Origin of the sequence: Vibrio sp. 10N.222.46.A1 (assembly GCF_041473595.1) — a bacterium.
GTDB classification, from domain to species: Bacteria; Pseudomonadota; Gammaproteobacteria; order Enterobacterales; family Vibrionaceae; genus Vibrio; species Vibrio tasmaniensis_A.
Map to the genome: position 1 here is coordinate 1 of NZ_JBFRSN010000048.1, position 16696 is coordinate 16696.

The 16696-nt window shown below is 45.1% G+C and carries 12 protein-coding genes, 1 pseudogene and 1 other annotated feature; of the genes and pseudogenes, 11 read left to right on the forward strand and 2 right to left on the reverse strand.

Translation table 11 applies throughout. The annotated features are described in order from the left end of the window. The 4 genes from AB4496_RS01995 to AB4496_RS02010 all read left to right on the forward strand — a co-directional run. On the forward strand, positions 1-867 hold an 867-nt coding region (locus tag AB4496_RS01995; RefSeq protein WP_372130531.1), incomplete at its 5' end, for a TIGR01212 family radical SAM protein. A gap of 92 nt (positions 868-959) precedes the next feature. Beyond that, positions 960-2711 carry a diguanylate cyclase gene (locus AB4496_RS02000; protein WP_012603234.1) on the forward strand — a complete coding sequence of 584 codons (1752 nt, stop codon included), beginning with the start codon at positions 960-962 and terminating at the stop codon, positions 2709-2711. A 230-nt stretch (positions 2712-2941) separates the two neighbouring features. Beyond that, entirely contained in the window at positions 2942-5329 is a 2388-nt protein-coding gene (gene arcB, locus AB4496_RS02005) for an aerobic respiration two-component sensor histidine kinase ArcB (RefSeq protein ID WP_009848408.1), read from the forward strand. 7 nt (positions 5330-5336) lie between these two features. After that, a complete protein-coding gene (locus tag AB4496_RS02010; RefSeq protein ID WP_012603236.1) occupies positions 5337-5780 on the forward strand; it encodes a hypothetical protein in 444 nt (147 codons plus the stop codon). Between the two features lie 193 nt (positions 5781-5973). Here AB4496_RS02010 and arcA read toward each other — a convergent pair whose 3' ends face one another. Further along, positions 5974-6690 (reverse strand): two-component system response regulator ArcA, encoded by a 717-nt coding sequence (gene arcA, locus AB4496_RS02015; RefSeq protein WP_004741534.1) that lies wholly within the window; start codon positions 6688-6690, stop codon positions 5974-5976. A 576-nt stretch (positions 6691-7266) separates the two neighbouring features. Here arcA and AB4496_RS02020 point away from each other — a divergent pair. Further along, positions 7267-7752: a putative 4-hydroxy-4-methyl-2-oxoglutarate aldolase gene (locus AB4496_RS02020; RefSeq protein ID WP_017098326.1), complete on the forward strand. Its 486-nt coding sequence runs from the start codon at positions 7267-7269 to the stop codon at positions 7750-7752. Between the two features lie 29 nt (positions 7753-7781). Here AB4496_RS02020 and AB4496_RS02025 read toward each other — a convergent pair whose 3' ends face one another. Then, entirely contained in the window at positions 7782-8258 is a 477-nt protein-coding gene (locus AB4496_RS02025; RefSeq protein ID WP_009848411.1) for a hypothetical protein, read from the reverse strand. Between the two features lie 317 nt (positions 8259-8575). After that, positions 8576-8694 (forward strand) — a sequence feature (Thr leader region). A 29-nt stretch (positions 8695-8723) separates the two neighbouring features. Between AB4496_RS02025 and thrA the strand changes: the two genes are divergently transcribed. The 6 genes and pseudogenes from thrA (at position 8724) to recR (ending at position 16685) form a co-directional block, all read left to right on the forward strand. Next, on the forward strand, positions 8724-11183 hold the full coding sequence (gene thrA / locus AB4496_RS02030) for a bifunctional aspartate kinase/homoserine dehydrogenase I (RefSeq protein WP_009848412.1): 2460 nt from the start codon (positions 8724-8726) through the stop codon (positions 11181-11183). A gap of 17 nt (positions 11184-11200) precedes the next feature. After that, the gene (gene thrB / locus AB4496_RS02035; protein ID WP_102257743.1) at positions 11201-12157 is read left to right on the forward strand and encodes a homoserine kinase; all 957 of its coding nucleotides are present in this window, start codon (positions 11201-11203) and stop codon (positions 12155-12157) included. Then, positions 12154-13248, forward strand: a pseudogene (gene thrC, locus AB4496_RS02040) (threonine synthase); the annotation flags it as partial. The gene thrB and the pseudogene thrC, both read left to right, overlap by 4 nt. Next, a complete protein-coding gene (gene dnaX / locus AB4496_RS02045) occupies positions 13240-15525 on the forward strand; it encodes a DNA polymerase III subunit gamma/tau (protein WP_372130534.1) in 2286 nt (761 codons plus the stop codon). The pseudogene thrC and the gene dnaX, both read left to right, overlap by 9 nt. Before the next feature lie 152 nt (positions 15526-15677). Next, a complete protein-coding gene (locus tag AB4496_RS02050; protein ID WP_009848672.1) occupies positions 15678-16007 on the forward strand; it encodes a YbaB/EbfC family nucleoid-associated protein in 330 nt (109 codons plus the stop codon). Positions 16008-16085: 78 nt separating this feature from the next. Further along, positions 16086-16685: a recombination mediator RecR gene (recR, locus tag AB4496_RS02055; RefSeq protein ID WP_004734155.1), complete on the forward strand. Its 600-nt coding sequence runs from the start codon at positions 16086-16088 to the stop codon at positions 16683-16685. Positions 16686-16696: the final 11 nt, after the last annotated feature.

Genomic DNA, 16696 nt, shown 5'->3' on the forward strand with positions numbered 1-16696 from the left:
GGGTTTAGTTGCCCAAACCGAGACGGGACAATTGGCCGTGGCGGTTGTACCTTCTGCAACGTAGCTTCTTTTGCCGATGAACAAACTCAAGTTCAAAGTATTGCTGATCAATTAACAGATCGTGCGGGTGAAATCGCTCGTGCCAAGAAGTATCTTGCTTATTTTCAGGCGTACACCAGTACTTACGCTGAGGTGCAGGTACTCAAGAATATGTATGAAGAGGCTCTAAAAGCACCTGGAGCAGAGATTGTTGGCCTTTGTGTTGGCACGAGACCAGACTGTGTGCCGGATGCGGTACTCGATCTGCTCGCGGAGTACGTTAAGCAAGGTTACGAAATTTGGCTAGAGCTCGGCCTGCAAACAGCCAATGACAAAACCCTCAAGCGAATTAACCGCGGACACGATTTCACTGTGTATGAAACGATCACCCAGCGCGCACGTGCTTTAGGAATCAAGGTATGTACTCACCTTATTGTCGGCCTGCCCAAAGAAACCAAAGCGGATAACCTTGAAACTCTAGATAAGGTATTAGCGGCTGGCACTGATGGTATCAAGCTTCACGGGCTTCATATTGTTGAAGGCAGTACCATGGCTAAAGCCTGGAAGGCAGGAAAGCTAGAAGCACCAAGCCTTGAGGAGTACATTGATATCGCGAGTGAGATCATTCAACGCACACCAGCGGACGTGGTTTATCATCGTGTATCTTCTGCGGCGAGACGCCCGACACTACTCTCCCCTTTATGGTGTGAGAACCGCTGGTTGGCGATGACTGAGATTGGTCGTTCGCTTGATAAAACCGGCGCACAAGGCATTAAAACAGGCTTTGCATTCGAGTACACGCAACCTGTTTTAAACGCGACCAATTGATAGGAATGGGTGACTGTAGGTAACAGCAGATAAAACCAACAAATAGTGGTAACATTTCCCTCACAGAATTTATAAGCATAGATTGAGAGCAGATGGAACTGGTAATGACTTGGTTATGGGATAGGGCGTATGGCTACGGTATATATATCGTTGTTCTATTGCTGATAGGTCTCATCTGCTGGCATATTTATTTACGTTACCAGTCATATATTGAACAGCTTCTTCTCGCTACGCCTTCACCTCTTTATTTTGTTGACATCCGAAGTGGCGAGATCTTGTACGCCAATCGCCAAGCCATGCAGCTGCTTGGTATCCGCCAAATCGGTACTCACTTTCGTTTTCCAACAGTGGAAGCTGAGAATAGTTTTCGTCATTACCTCACTGATCACATCAACTCTCGAACGTTTGAGTATCTCTCGTCCTGGGTTCTTTCTGAATTTGAATCTTTTAAGATCAACTTGGTGGGTCGTAAGATCCACTTTAGAAGTAGAAAGGCTTGGATGATACATGCTTCCCCTTATAAAAGTACCAACGAAGAGATTTCCCAAGAGGTTCGTGATCTCAATGTTGCTCGTACCGCTTTGGATTCTTTATCTGAGTTGGTCTATGTCATCGATCAAAAGGGTGAATTGGTCGCGAGTAATCGTGCGTTTAAAAAGTTTTGGCATGGTCGCCCTGAAGAGGGCACTTTAAGTGTGTCTAGTGGTGCCTTAAAAGGTCGTGTCAGTGAGCGCTCATGGACCACAGACCAAGATGGTAAGGGGTGTCTCCTTGAAACCTATCAAAGTGTCTTGCTCTCGCAAAGTGGGGAAACCATAGGTACGCTCTCGATAAGTCACGATGTGACGGATTGGCATGACATGCAGCAACAACTGCGTGGGGAAATGGAAAAGCGTAAAGATACTGAAGTTGCACTTGCACAACGTGACACCATTTTACAAAACATCTTGGAAGCGAGCCCTGACTCGATTGGTATCTTCAACGAAAATATGGTTTACCAGGCGTGTAATAAGCCATTTGTGGCAGCGTTGGGTATTTCTGAAGTCAGTGACTTAGTGGGTAAACGTCTACAAGACGTAGTACCAAATAGCATTTATATGCGCGTATCAGAGAGTGATCACCAAGTACTTCATCAAGGTAACTCGTTGCGTTACATCGACAAACTGGTTTCAAGTGATGGAGAGTTTACTTGGTATGATGTAGTGAAGTCGCCTTTTAGAGACCCTGCATCGAGTACCAATGGTGTACTGATCATGGCACGTGATATCACAGAACGTTACCTCGCCGAGCAGAAACTTGAAGAAGCCAATTTAGAGCTTGAGCGCCTCAGTTTTATGGATAGTTTAACTCAGGTATCCAATCGACGTCGCTTCGATGAGCAGCTGTCTACATTGTGGCATCATCATGTGCGTGAGAAGTTGCCGTTGACGATCATGCTGTGTGATATCGACTTCTTTAAAGGCTATAACGATTTCTATGGACACCAACAAGGAGACGATGCTTTGATTCAGGTTTCACAAGCCTTTAAGCAGGTGTTGAATCGCTCTTCGGATTGCGTGGCTCGGTACGGTGGTGAAGAGTTTGGCTTTATTCTCCCAAACACAACCACAGAAGGTGCGCTTATGGTCGCTCGTCGAATTCATGATGAAGTGCAAAAACTAGGACTCGCTCATGAGAAGTCTACAGTGTCTGACTCCATCACGGTGAGTATTGGTATTGTCTCTTATATACCAACACCTGATGACGAAATGGAGTCTGCTGTTGCCTTGGCTGACAGTGCGTTGTATCAAGCGAAATCTGATGGTCGAAATCGTTCGATAGTGCATCCATACTCTATTCACTAACTTTATAGAATGGGTAACTTAGTGACTCCGTCTTTTTCTTGTTTAGCATTTATATTACTTGGCTAATATTTATGTGGCTTGGCTAGTATTGATATTGCTTGGTTAGTATTAATATTGGTTGATTAACCTTCGATATTACCGCTAATCTCTTGCTGCGTGTGATGTAGCTAGCTTACCTACTTTCTTCAAACAAGGTAGAATGTTGCTAGTCTTATCGCGTGGAGCGCTAAATGAAACCCATGAAAAATCTTGCCCAGTATTACGTGGATCTGCTCGTAAAATTGGGGATTGTCCGCTTTTCTATCTTACTCGCCCTAGCGCTTGTTGCCCTTGCTGTTGTTGTACAAGTCGGTATCACCCTCGCACTCAAAGGTAATGTTGATGATATCGACATTGTCCGTTCGGTTTTCTTCGGTTTAGTGATCACACCTTGGGCGGTCTATTTTCTCTCAGTCGTGGTCGATCAACTGGAAGAGTCTCGCCAAAGGTTGGCTAAATTGGTCTCTAAGCTGGGTGACATGCGAGAGCGAGATCAAGAACTCAACAATAAACTGCAACTCAATATCGAAAAGCTCAACCAAGAAATTGAAGATCGTGAAAAAGCCGAAGAAGCGCGTGCAGAAGCAATGCATGATCTTGAGAACGAAGTGTTTCAGCGTGAGCGAACTCAGCTTGAATTAGCAGAACGTACGGCGCTGTTGCGTTCGTTTATCGATGCCTCGCCTGACCTCATTTATTATCGCAATGAAGATGGTGTGTTTTCAGGTTGCAACCGAGCGGTTGAAGAACTCACGGGCAAAACAGAAAAAGAGCTAGTTGGTTTGACGCCTTGGGATGTCTACAGCAAAGAGGTAGCCCAGCAAGTTGTTGAAACCGATAAGAAAGTCTTTGCTGACAACCAAGCTTTGACCTATGACCAATGGCTTGAATACCCCGATGGACGTAAGAGTTACTTCGAGCTGCGTAAGGTGCCTTTCTACAGTAAAGATGGTCGCCACCTTGGCTTGGTTGGTTTTGGTCGTGATATTACCGAGCGTAAAGAGCACCAAGAATCACTAGAGAAAGCCAGTCGCGATAAGACCACCTTTATCTCAACCATTAGCCACGAGTTAAGAACACCGCTCAATGGCATCATCGGCTTGAGCCGCATGTTATTGGATAGCCAGCTGACGACCGAGCAGCGTAAGCAGATGCAAACCATCAAGGTGAGTGCGGTGACACTGGGTAATATCTTTAACGATATTATCGACATGGATAAGTTCGACCGCCGTAAGCTTGAGCTATTCCCAACCCCTATCAATTTTGAAGATTTCGTTGTTGAGATCGAAAGCATTTCTGCGTTAATGGCAGAGCAGAAAGGGTTGAGGTTTGATCTAGAAAGATTGTCCGATCTCCCATCTGCAGTTGAGGTGGATGGTACTCGTCTTAGACAGGTATTGTGGAACCTTGTAAGCAACGCGATGAAGTTCACCAAAGATGGTGGTGTCGTGATGACGGTCAGCGCTGAAATTGATGGCGACTTTGCCAACATCACGATGGAAGTAGAAGATACCGGGATTGGTATCCCTGAAAGCGAAATCGAGAAGATCTTCGCGATGTACTATCAGGTAAAGTCGGGAACAGACAATTTACACGCTGTCGGTACCGGAATTGGTCTTGCTGTATCTCAACAGCTGATCAATATGATGGATGGTCACATTGAAGTCACCAGTGAAGAGGGGTTTGGTAGTACCTTTACGATTTCGATTCGAGTTCCAGTTAATCACGATACTCAGGCTTTGATCAAAACGCCAAGAAAGCAGTCCAACCTTAAGATTTTCATGGTCGAAGACATTGAGCTCAATATCACAGTAGCTCGTTCTTTACTTGAAAGCCTAGGGCATGAAGTGACAGTCGTAATGACGGGTAAAGAGGCACAAATCGTTTTCAACCCGAAAGATTATGACTTGGTATTACTGGATATCCAGTTACCAGATATGACTGGTTTCGACATTGCCCAATACTACCGCGAGAAATATAGCCAATTGCCGCCTTTGGTGGCATTAACCGCGAATGTATTAAACAATAAGCAAGAGTATTTCCAGAAAGGCATGGATGAAGCGATCAGTAAACCACTGTCGGTTCGTGCAATCCAGGATGTCATCAGCGAGTTGATTGAGGATGCCCCAGAGGTTATTGAGAAAGCCGAGGGCATTGATACAGTAAAGGATGTTGAAAAAGTAGCAGGTGTTGAGAAAGTAACAGCGAGTAAGCCGGCTCTTTCAACGATTGATACCACTTTGCTTGATATTGATATGCTAGAGTCTTATGTTGACATTGTCGGGTCGAAACCTGTTTTGGATAGTATCGTGATGTTTGAAGATATGATGCCGGAATATATGGAAATATTGAATTCCAATATGGTTGCGAAAGATCAAGACAGTATCGTTTCTGAGGCACACAAGATTAAAGGTGCAGCAGGTTCCATTGGCCTGAAACGCATACAGCAAGTTGCTCAGAAAGCTCAATCTCCAGATATGCCTGCGTGGTGGGAGAACATTTCAGATTGGGTTGATGAAATAAATAACGAATACCAAAATGATATTGAAGTCTTAAAGAGTTGGTTAAATCAAAGGTAGAAGAATGATGAAAAAATTAGCATTTGCCGCATGTGTAGTAGCATTAGCGGGTTGTTCTGCGCCACAAGTAGAATGGCAGCAAGATAATCAAGTCGAAGTATCTGCAGCGACAGTCACAATGAAAAGCAACCTGTGGCACAACAAAATGCCTACGATTGGGGAGGCTCAAGATAAGACTTTGCATGGTGCTATCTACCTAGAGTCTGACTCACAATTACCAGCAACACTTGCGGTTGAGAGTGTGACGGTTAAACAGGGTGCAGATACCTTGTTGGTAACTGCTGACGATCTAGATTTAAGAACACATAGTGAAACGCAGTGGGAAGTCGCTTTTGTATGGCAGTTAGAGATCGACAGTGATAAGCCTGTTGATGTTGCGATTGAACTCAAAGATGGCGAAACCGTGAAGTGGTTAGTCGAGAAAGACGTGAAGGTAGATACGGTTTACTAAAACCTTAGCGAACAATGAACAATGAACAATAAAAAAGGGAGAATGCGTTGGCATTCTCCCTTTTTAATAACGATTGTTCACGCTTCGATTGCTAGAAGTACTAACTGTTTATAAGTACTAACTGGTTAGAGTGCTATCGGTTTAGAAGTGCTAATCGACGGCAAGAACTAAACGGCCAGAAGCGCGAATCGAATTAGTCTTCTAGGTCACCACAAAAGCGGTAGCCTTCACCGTGAATCGTCGCGATGATTTCTGGTGTACCAGAAACAGATTCAAAGTGCTTACGAATACGACGGATTGTTACGTCTACAGTACGATCGTGTGGCTTAAGCTCACGGCCAGTCATCTTCTTAAGAAGGTCTGCACGTGTTTGGATCTTACCTGGGTTCTCACAGAAGTGAAGTAGAGCACGGAACTCTGAACGAGGTAGCTTGTAGCCTTCGCCATCTGGGCTAACCAGAGAACGACTGTTGATATCTAGTACCCAACCATTGAACTCGTACTTCTCAACGCTACGCTTTTCTTCTTGAACAGAGCTTGTGCTCATTGAACGGTTAAGAAGGTTACGTGCACGGATAGTCAGCTCACGAGGGTTGAAAGGCTTAGTGATGTAGTCATCAGCGCCGATTTCTAGGCCAAGGATCTTATCAACTTCATTATCACGACCAGTTAAGAACATAAGCGCTACATTTGCTTGCTCACGTAGTTCACGCGCAAGTAGTAGGCCATTCTTACCTGGAAGGTTGATGTCCATAATTACAAGGTTAACTTGGTTATCAGATAGCACTTGGTGCATCTCTTCACCGTCGCTAGCCTCAAAAACAGCATATCCCTCTGCTTCAAAAATACTCTTTAGAGTGTTACGAGTTACTTGCTCATCTTCAACGATAAGAATCTGCGGGGTTTGCATTTGGCGGTACCTAAATTTGTGACGAAACTGTGCTAATAGAATAAATTCTAGGCAAAACATAACATACAGGTAATGTATTTTTGATGATAACTTAAAGTTTTCAAAAAAACACTTACTTCCAGCTATCTGCCTTCCTTGAAGTATTGCCCAATAACGTAGATCCAGTACGCCTTTCAATCATTCTTTTAGTGATTTAAGAGGATTCTATAATGTTAACAGCATGCTAACAACGCGAGAATGTTAATTCCATTCACTTTGTTGATTTACATCAATTGCCGTATCGCAACAAACTTTAATAGTATGGCTACAACTTAACCAATGTTATGGTGACTATTTAGCACCAAAATAAGAATGATTATTCGAGATATTTCGCACATCTTGCTTGCTAAAGACCGGACTATGAACCAAGGAAGCTGAAAGCTATCCTTAGAGTCTAGTAGATAAATATGCTCAATCAACTTTTATTTCGTATTAAATTGGGCATAGAGCAATGAAAACAAAGGATTAATTTTAATAATATATAAAAGCATAGAGGCTCACCTGACTTAATAGGTTTGCCTTACTCACGGAGGATATATGCACGATATAACACCTGACTTATGTGATGAGTTTGAAAGCAAAGTCACGCTACTGAATATGCCATTACAGAACTTCGGCCAGCGTGGTGCGTTCTGGGGAAAAATTGTAACAGTTCGTTGTTATCACGATAATTCCAAGGTTCGTGAGGTTTTAGAGACCGATGGCTGCGGCAAAGTACTCGTTGTAGACGGTAATGGCTCGTGTCAAAAAGCGTTACTTGGCGACCAATTGGCTATTCTAGCCATCGAAAATGGTTGGGAAGGCGTCATTGTGAATGGTGCGGTGCGTGATGTTGCGATGATGGCGCAGATGGATCTTGGTATTCAAGCTCTCGGAGCCTCTCCATTTAAAACCGAGAAGCACGGTGTTGGGCAAGTGAATGTGACGCTCTCTATACACAATCAACTGATTCAGCCCGGTGATTACATTTATGCCGATTGGAATGGTGTGTTAATTTCAACGGAATTGTTGATTGAATCTTAACGGGCTCATCAATAAAGAAGTGGGATAGATTAGAAGCGAAACCCTAATCCTACCTCAACACCTTGTTGCCACTCTTCATAATCAAGGGTGGCATGCATATCTAGATTGTCGGTTAGCTGCACGCGGCTGGAAAGCTCTGCGGCTACCGATTTATCACTGTCTTCTGTTTCATTGTTATAGGTGTGTAGAGAGCTGTTGAAAGAGACTCTTTCGGAAAACTGATAACTAACACCACTCAAGAATCCACTCTCATATTTCAGTGCAGCAGTGTTGATTCGTGTACCGACATAAAGATCCACATCAGAAAACAAGCTATAAGAATAACCACTGTCTACTGTCCAAGTATCAAAGCTTTCACTCGATGCACTTTGCGTGGAGATAAAAAACTTATGGGCAGAGCTATCGATTTGACTGGGGAGCAAAGGCAAACTGCTCAGTAGCGGTAAACTGTTCGCTGAACAAACGACAGGCATAGCAAAGACTAAAAGAATAAGTAATCTCTTCATTTCCCACTCCTGATGTCATTATTATTGTTTTTCGAACGTTATTGTTTAATTAAAGCACAGGACTTGTATGTTCGCTGTACTATCGATAGAGCATTTTGTTATGACTATATATGCAACTGATTACTTCTGTTTGTTTGATGAGTTAATCCAGTCTCTGAATGGCAGGTTGATGCAGGGTGTTTTATCTCTTAAATGAAGGTTTGCTCTGAAAAACGGTGTGAATGTAAAAAAAACGCAACTTTTCATTGACGCATAGTAGTAAAAATTGATACACGTAGAGTAAAGCACAAGCAGAGAATTTGATATGCAGCATGTAAGCCACCTAGTAATGACCACCACCATTATTATTACCGACATTCACATTGTTGGGGCAGGCTGCTAAGTAACGGATTTTAAAAAAAAGGCCTGTATCCAACAAGATACAGGCCTTTTTTTGTACCATTTTTATGACTTATGGAGAAAGGGATGCGCGTTTTAAAGTTTGGAGGTTCATCATTAGCTGATGCAGATCGTTTTTTACGAGCGGCTGATATCATCGCTAATAATGCCCAGCAAGAAGAGCTAGCCGTTGTACTATCGGCTCCAGGAAAAACAACCAATAAGCTGGTTGCTGTTATTGAAGCAGCACTAAAAAATGGTGAAGCAGACGTACAGATCACCGAGATCGAATCATCATTCGCTGCATTGTTTGCAGAGATTCAAGCGGTATTGCCGTCAGTAGATGGCTCTGCGTTTCAAGAGCAAGTCGATACCTCTCTTGCTCAACTTAAGCAGTTCGTGAATGGTATTAACCTACTGGGCATGTGCCCGAATCACGTAAATGCTCGTATCATTAGTAAAGGTGAGCGAGTTTCAATCCAGCTAATGAAAGCGGTGCTGGAAGCGAAAGGCCAACCAGCAAGCCTGATTGACCCTGTGGAATACCTCTATGCTCAAGGTGATCATCTTGAAGCTATGGTGGATGTGGATGTTTCAACTCAGAACTTCCGCCAATCACCGCTTCCTAAAGGTCACGTAAATATCATGCCGGGCTTTACTGCTGGTAATGAAAAAGGCGAGCTAGTAACGCTTGGCCGTAACGGCTCTGACTACTCAGCTGCAGTTCTAGCGGCATGTCTACGTGCTGATTGCTGTGAGATTTGGACTGACGTCGATGGTGTTTACAACTGTGACCCACGCTTAGTAGATGATGCCCGTCTTCTTAAATCACTTAGCTACCAAGAAGCGATGGAGCTTTCTTACTTCGGTGCTTCAGTTCTACACCCGAAAACTATCGCACCTATCGCACAATTCCATATTCCATGTCTGATCAAAAACAGCTTCAACCCACAGGGAGCAGGCACTTTGATTGGCCAAGACACTGGCGAAGATAACCTGGCGATCAAAGGTATCACTACGCTAAGTGACCTAACGATGGTTAACGTATCAGGCCCAGGTATGAAGGGCATGGTAGGCATGGCGAGTCGTGTATTCGGCGCGATGTCTTCTGCAGGCGTTTCTATTGTCCTTATTACTCAATCTTCTTCTGAGTACAGCATCAGCTTCTGTATTGAATCGGCTGACAAAGTGAAAGCGAAGCAAGTGTTATCAGATGCGTTTGAACTCGAACTTAAAGATGGCCTATTAGAGCCAGTTGAGTTCATGGATGATGTTGCGATTGTGACGCTGGTGGGTGACGGTATGCGTACTTCACGTGGTGTCGCTTCTCAGTTCTTCTCTTCTTTAGCGGAAGTGAACGTTAACATCGTCGCTATTGCTCAAGGCTCTTCAGAGCGCGCTATCTCTGCGGTTATCCCGGAAGATAAAATCTCAGAAGCAATCAAAGCGTGTCACGAAAACCTATTTAACTCTAAGCACTTCCTTGACGTCTTCGTTGTCGGTGTTGGCGGTGTTGGTGGTGAGCTTGTTGACCAGATCCAACGTCAACAAGGCAAACTGGCTGAAAAAGGCATCGTGATTCGCGTATGTGGTTTAGCAAACAGCAAAGGCTTGCTGCTAGACAGCGATGGTCTACCGCTAGAACAGTGGCGTGATCGTATGTCGAGTGCGACAGAAGAGTTTAGCCTAGCGCGTTTAGCTGCACTTGTTCAACGTAACCACATCATCAACCCTGTGTTGGTTGATTGTACGTCTAGCGAAGGTATTGCGGGGCAATACGCTGATTTTCTAGCGGCTGGTTTCCATGTTGTAACACCAAACAAAAAAGCCAACACGGCAAGCATGGCTTACTACCATCAGCTTCGTGAAGTGGCACGTAACTCTCGTCGTAAGTTGATGTACGAGACAACAGTAGGCGCAGGTCTACCGGTAATCGAAAACCTACAGAACCTAATTTCTGCGGGTGATGAGCTTGAGAAGTTCAACGGCATTCTTTCTGGTTCACTGTCTTACATCTTCGGTAAGCTTGATGAGGGTATGACACTCAGCCAAGCAACCAACATTGCTAAAGATAACGGCTTCACTGAGCCGGATCCTCGTGATGATCTGTCTGGTATGGACGTTGCGCGTAAGCTGCTTATTCTTGCTCGTGAAGCGGGTATGGCACTTGAGCTTGAAGATGTTGAAGTTGACCAAGCATTGCCACCGGGTTTTGATGACTCAGGTACAGTTGACGAGTTCATGGCTCGCTTGCCAGAAGCGGATGCATACTTCAAAGAGCAGTCAGCTATCGCAGCAGAAGAAGGCAAAGTACTTCGTTATGTGGGTGAGATCGCTGAAGGTAAATGTAAGGTTCGTATCGCAGCTGTTGATGGCGATGACCCAATGTTTAAGATTAAAGATGGCGAGAACGCTCTGGCATTCTACAGCCGTTACTACCAGCCAATCCCACTCGTTCTGCGTGGCTACGGTGCAGGTACTGAAGTTACAGCAGCAGGCGTATTCTCTGATGTGATGCGTACTCTTGGTTGGAAATTAGGAGTTTAGGAATGAGTTCAAGTGATATGGATGTTGTTGTTTATGCTCCTGCATCAATCGGCAATGTCAGTGTAGGGTTTGATGTGCTGGGGGCCGCTGTGTCTCCAGTGGATGGCACATTGCTTGGTGACCGAGTAATGGTTAAAGCCGGTGATGAACCATTCTCGCTAAAAACAGCAGGCAGCTTTGTTTCTAAGCTGCCAACTGAAACCAAAGAAAATATTGTCTATGACTGCTGGGTTGTGTTCTCTCGCGAGTTAGATAAGAAAGGTATCTCAGTTAAGTCTTTAGAGATGACACTAGAGAAGAACATGCCTATCGGTTCTGGTTTAGGGTCGAGTGCATGTTCAATTGTCGCAGCACTAGATGCTTTGAACCGTTTTCATGGTCAACCGTTGAATGAAACTGAACTGCTTGCTCTTATGGGTGAAATGGAAGGTAAGATTTCAGGTGGCATACATTACGATAACGTAGCGCCATGTTACCTTGGTGGTGTGCAATTAATGTTGGAAGAGCTTGGCATTATTAGCCAAGAGGTTCCATGTTTTGACGATTGGTATTGGGTAATGGCGTACCCGGGCATCAAGGTTTCAACGGCTGAAGCGCGAGAGATCTTGCCTTCTCAGTATCGCCGTCAAGATGTGATTGCCCATGGTCGTCATTTAGCGGGCTTTATTCATGCTTGTCACTCTGGTCAGCCGGAGCTAGCCGCTAAGATGATCAAAGACGTGATTGCTGAACCATATCGTGAGAAACTGCTTCCAGGGTTTGTTGATGCACGCAAATATGCAACGTCAGCAGGAGCATTAGCTACTGGAATTTCTGGTAGTGGCCCTACGCTATTTAGCATTTGCAAAGAACAAGATGTCGCCGAGCGTGTTGCACGCTGGTTAGAACAAAACTACGTACAAAATGAAGAAGGATTCGTCCACGTTTGTCGCTTAGATAAACAAGGTTCGATCGTTACAGGAAGTGAGTTATGAAGCTGTACAACATCAAAGAAAACGATGAGCAAGTCTCTTTTGGCCAAGCCGTTCGTCAAGGTCTAGGTCGTAATCAAGGTCTATTTTTCCCATCAGAGCTGCCTAAGTTCGATGACATCGATGCACTACTTGCAGAGGACTTTGTCCCTCGTAGTTCAAAGATTCTTTCTGCTCTAATTGGTGATGAGTTACCAAAAGAACAGATTGATCAACTAGTGGATGCGGCATTCCAATTCCCAGCACCGATCAACCAAGTGAAAGACGGTGTTTACGCACTTGAACTGTTTCACGGTCCAACGTTAGCATTTAAAGATTTCGGTGGCCGTTTTATGGCTCAATCTTTGGCTGCGGTTTCTGATGGCGGTCAAATCACAATCTTAACGGCAACATCGGGTGATACTGGCGCTGCGGTTGCACACGCATTCTACGGCATGGAAAACATCAATGTTGTTATCCTGTACCCGAAAGGCAAGATCAGCCCACTGCAAGAAAAGCTATTCTGTACGTTAGGTAAGAACATCCATACTGTCGCGATTGATGGCGATTTTGATGCGTGTCAGGCATTAGTAAAAGACGCGTTTGACGACGCTGAATTGCGTAAAGAAATTGGCTTAAACTCAGCAAACTCAATCAACATCAGCCGTTTGATGGCTCAGATCTGTTACTACTTTGAGGCGGCTTCTCAGCTAACCAAAGAGCAACGTGAAAATCTGGTTATCTCTGTACCAAGTGGTAACTTTGGTAACCTAACTGCGGGTCTATTAGCGAAAGCGCTAGGCTTACCGGTTAAACGCTTCATTGCAGCAACCAACGAAAACGACACGGTTCCCCGTTACCTAGAAACAGGTCAATGGGATCCAAAACCAACGGTTGCGACAACATCGAACGCGATGGACGTGAGCCAACCAAACAACTGGCCACGTATCGAAGAGCTTTGCCAACTGAAAGGTTGGGGACTGGATACTTTGGGTAAAGGTAAAGTATCTGATGAGCAGAGTGCTGAATCAGTACGTGATCTAAAAGCTCAAGGTTACCTGTGTGAACCTCATGGTGCGATTGCTTACCGTCTATTGGAAGAGCAACTGCAAGAGAGCGAGACAGGCCTTTTCTTATGTACGGCACACCCTGCGAAATTCAAAGAAGTGGTTGGTCAAGCCCATGTTTTAACAGCATTAGAGAATGCCCTTAGCCAAAATAGGTTGCATCACGCTTACCTATTCAGCGGTACACGAGGTGTCGGTAAAACGACCATCGGCCGTTTGTTTGCGAAGGGACTCAACTGTGAAACAGGCATTACTTCAACCCCTTGTGGTGAGTGTGCAACCTGTAAAGAGATCGATGAAGGTCGTTTTGTTGACCTGCTCGAGATCGATGCTGCCTCACGTACTAAGGTAGAAGATACCCGCGAGCTTCTGGACAATGTTCAGTACAAGCCTGCACGTGGTCGCTTCAAGGTTTACCTAATCGATGAAGTACACATGCTGTCTAGGCACAGTTTTAACGCGCTTCTAAAGACCTTAGAAGAGCCGCCTGAGTATGTGAAGTTCTTGCTCGCAACGACCGATCCACAAAAGCTTCCGGTTACGATTCTTTCACGTTGTTTGCAGTTCCATCTTAAGCCGATCAGTGTCGATAATATCCACGAGCAGCTCGATCATATTCTTGAACAAGAAAATGTGACATCTGAACCTCGTGCGCTTGGGATGATTGCTCATGCTGCTGATGGCAGTATGCGTGATGCGCTAAGCCTGAGTGACCAAGCTATCGCATTGGGTAACGGTAATGTCGTAACAGACACTGTTGCTCATATGCTTGGAACGCTGGATACAGACCAAGCGATTCACCTACTTGAAGCGATTAGCAGTAAACAGCCTCAGCAGGCGATGGCTTGTATTCAAGCTCTTGCTGAAAATGGTGTTGAGTGGGATGGATTGCTGAGTCAACTTGCGACTCAATTACACCGTTTGGCGATGTATCAAGCTCTGCCGTCTACTTTAGACAAGGCCCAGCCTGATGCTGAAAGGCTGGAACTGCTGAGCAAAACGTTAAGCCCTCAAGACATCCAACTCTACTACCAGATAGTGTTAAAAGGTCGTCAAGACTTGCCATTATCGCCAACCGCTCGTGTTGGTATTGAGATGGTGGTTCTGCGTATGTTGGCATTTAGGCCTGCTGAGCAAACTGTTGCTACGGCAATCTCGACTCAGTCGACAAGCCCAGCGCCAGCTCCTGCAGCTCAGAATCCGGTTCAGAACCAGGTTCAGAGTGTTGCTCAGCCAATGAGTCAGCCGGTGCCAGAGCCGAGACAGCCAGTTCAGTCTCCAGCGGTTTCACAGCCTCAAGTGCAACAACAGGCGCTTCAGCAGCAAGCTATACCGCAACAGTCGGCACAACAGCAACCGCAGCAGAATCAGAGCCAATATTCAGATTCGCAAGGTTACGTTGATCACTCAGGCAACCAAGGTTATCCAGAACAGGATTATCCACACAGCCAGTATGATGTACCACCTGCTTATGATGAGCGTCCAAGTTACGGTGCAGATCAGCCTCAGCTGCAACAAACGAATTATCAGGGCCAAAGTCCGGTTCAACAGCCAAGCGCTGCGCCTTCTTCTCCTCCTGTTTCGCAAGAGCAACCCGCGCGTGCAACTTCACCGGTGAGTGGTTTACGCCACCAATTGCGTTCTCAACGTAGAGGTGGTGCAGCAACAGAAAACAAAGGTTCGGCGCCAAAAAAGGCTAAAGCGACACCAGCTAAAACTTCAGTTCTTGACCGAGTTGCTCAGCAACACGGTGGTTCTGAGCGGGTGTCGCCAGCTTCTTTAACCGCCTCTTCGACAGAAAATGTGACCAACGATAATGAACCTTATCGCTGGAAACCGTCTAAACCTGTAGTGAAAGAGGTGAGCAAAGAGCTTACACCTACTCAGATCAAGCGTGCGTTAGAGCATATTAAGACACCAGAAATGGTCGATAAATTGCTTCAAGAGTCGATTGCTCAAGATGAATGGTCCGCCACGATTCAAAAGCTAGAGACAGCCAAGCTTGTTGAACAGTTAGCATTGAACTCAGTGTTTGCTAAAAACGACACATCAATCACTTTAACGTTAAGAGCGAGCCAAGCTCACTTGAATACGGATCGCGCACAGAGCGAACTATTACAGTCGCTCAATACCGTGTTAGGAGAAGAGTGTCATTTGAGTGTTGAAATCGGCGAAGGTGGAGAAACGCCACTAGAACTACGAGAAAGATTGTATCAAGGTAAGTTGAAAGACGCGTTTACCGCTTTGGAAAACGATGCCAACGTACAGTTTATTGAAAGACGTTTTGCTGCAGAACTCGACAGAGACAGCGTTCGTCCTATTTAGAACTTTTTCACGTTTAGTGACCGGCGTATCATCCCAGATAAGCAAATCTGAGAACTGAACACCGAGGGGTTGAATCACACTGTTTTAACCCCCATTTAGGCACGTATAGCTTAATTAATTTTAATAAACCAATTAGACCAGAGAGTATTAACATGTTTGGTAAAGGCGGTATGGGCAACATGATGAAGCAAGCCCAGCAAATGCAAGAGCGCATGCAAAAGCTTCAAGAAGAAATCGCAAATATGGAAGTTACAGGTGAGTCAGGTGCTGGCCTTGTAAAAGTAACGATCACTGGTAGCCACAGCGTTCGCCGTGTTGATATCGATGAAAGCCTAATGGAAGACGATAAAGAGATGCTTGAAGATCTTATCGCTGCTGCTTTCAACGATGCCGCTCGTCGCGTTGAAGAAACTCAAAAAGAGAAAATGGCTGGCGTAACTGGCGGAATGCAACTTCCACCAGGTATGAAGATGCCTTTCTAAGTAACTCATTCTTAAAGGTTAATTCTCGTAGTGGTTTGTGTTGAACTGGCCATTACTTGAAAATCAGAACGGTTATATATGCGTACCAGTCATATGCTGGAGCATTTGATGGAGGCCTTACGTTGTCTACCTGGGGTTGGCCCCAAGTCGGCGCAGCGTATGGCCTTTCATTTGTTACAGCGCGATAGAAAAGGCGGCCTGCAGTTGGCTGAAGCTCTTAGCCAAGCAATGACAGAAATTGGTCATTGTAATGAGTGCCGTACTTTTACCGAAGAAGAGACCTGCCACATTTGTACCAATCCTAAACGTCAGGATAACGGTCAAATTTGTGTAGTAGAGAGCCCTGCAGACATCGCAGCCATTGAAGCAACGGGTCAATATTCCGGTCGTTACTTTGTGCTTATGGGGCATCTTTCACCACTTGATGGTATTGGTCCAAGTGACATCGGTCTCGATGTCTTGGATTACCGCTTACGTCGTGGTGATATCACTGAAGTTATTTTAGCGACTAACCCGACAGTAGAAGGGGAGGCGACAGCACATTACATTGCTGAGCTATGTAATGCCCATGAAGTGAACGCTAGCCGTATCGCCCATGGTGTTCCTGTTGGTGGTGAGCTCGAGCTAGTGGATGGCACCACGCTTTCACACTCGTTACTCGGTCGTCATAAAATCTAAAAAGCCGCTTG

Excerpts from the sequence above, each read along its gene's own strand:
- AB4496_RS02000 (WP_012603234.1), top strand. The coding sequence starts at position 960 with ATGGAACTGGTAATGACTTGGTTATGGGATAGGGCGTATGGCTACGGT.
- arcB (WP_009848408.1), top strand. The coding sequence starts at position 2,942 with ATGAAACCCATGAAAAATCTTGCCCAGTATTACGTGGATCTGCTCGTA.
- AB4496_RS02010 (WP_012603236.1), top strand. The coding sequence starts at position 5,337 with ATGAAAAAATTAGCATTTGCCGCATGTGTAGTAGCATTAGCGGGTTGT.
- arcA (WP_004741534.1), bottom strand. The coding sequence starts at position 6,690 with ATGCAAACCCCGCAGATTCTTATCGTTGAAGATGAGCAAGTAACTCGT.
- AB4496_RS02020 (WP_017098326.1), top strand. The coding sequence starts at position 7,267 with ATGCACGATATAACACCTGACTTATGTGATGAGTTTGAAAGCAAAGTC.
- AB4496_RS02025 (WP_009848411.1), bottom strand. The coding sequence starts at position 8,258 with ATGAAGAGATTACTTATTCTTTTAGTCTTTGCTATGCCTGTCGTTTGT.
- thrA (WP_009848412.1), top strand. The coding sequence starts at position 8,724 with ATGCGCGTTTTAAAGTTTGGAGGTTCATCATTAGCTGATGCAGATCGT.
- thrB (WP_102257743.1), top strand. The coding sequence starts at position 11,201 with ATGGATGTTGTTGTTTATGCTCCTGCATCAATCGGCAATGTCAGTGTA.
- AB4496_RS02050 (WP_009848672.1), top strand. The coding sequence starts at position 15,678 with ATGTTTGGTAAAGGCGGTATGGGCAACATGATGAAGCAAGCCCAGCAA.
- recR (WP_004734155.1), top strand. The coding sequence starts at position 16,086 with ATGCGTACCAGTCATATGCTGGAGCATTTGATGGAGGCCTTACGTTGT.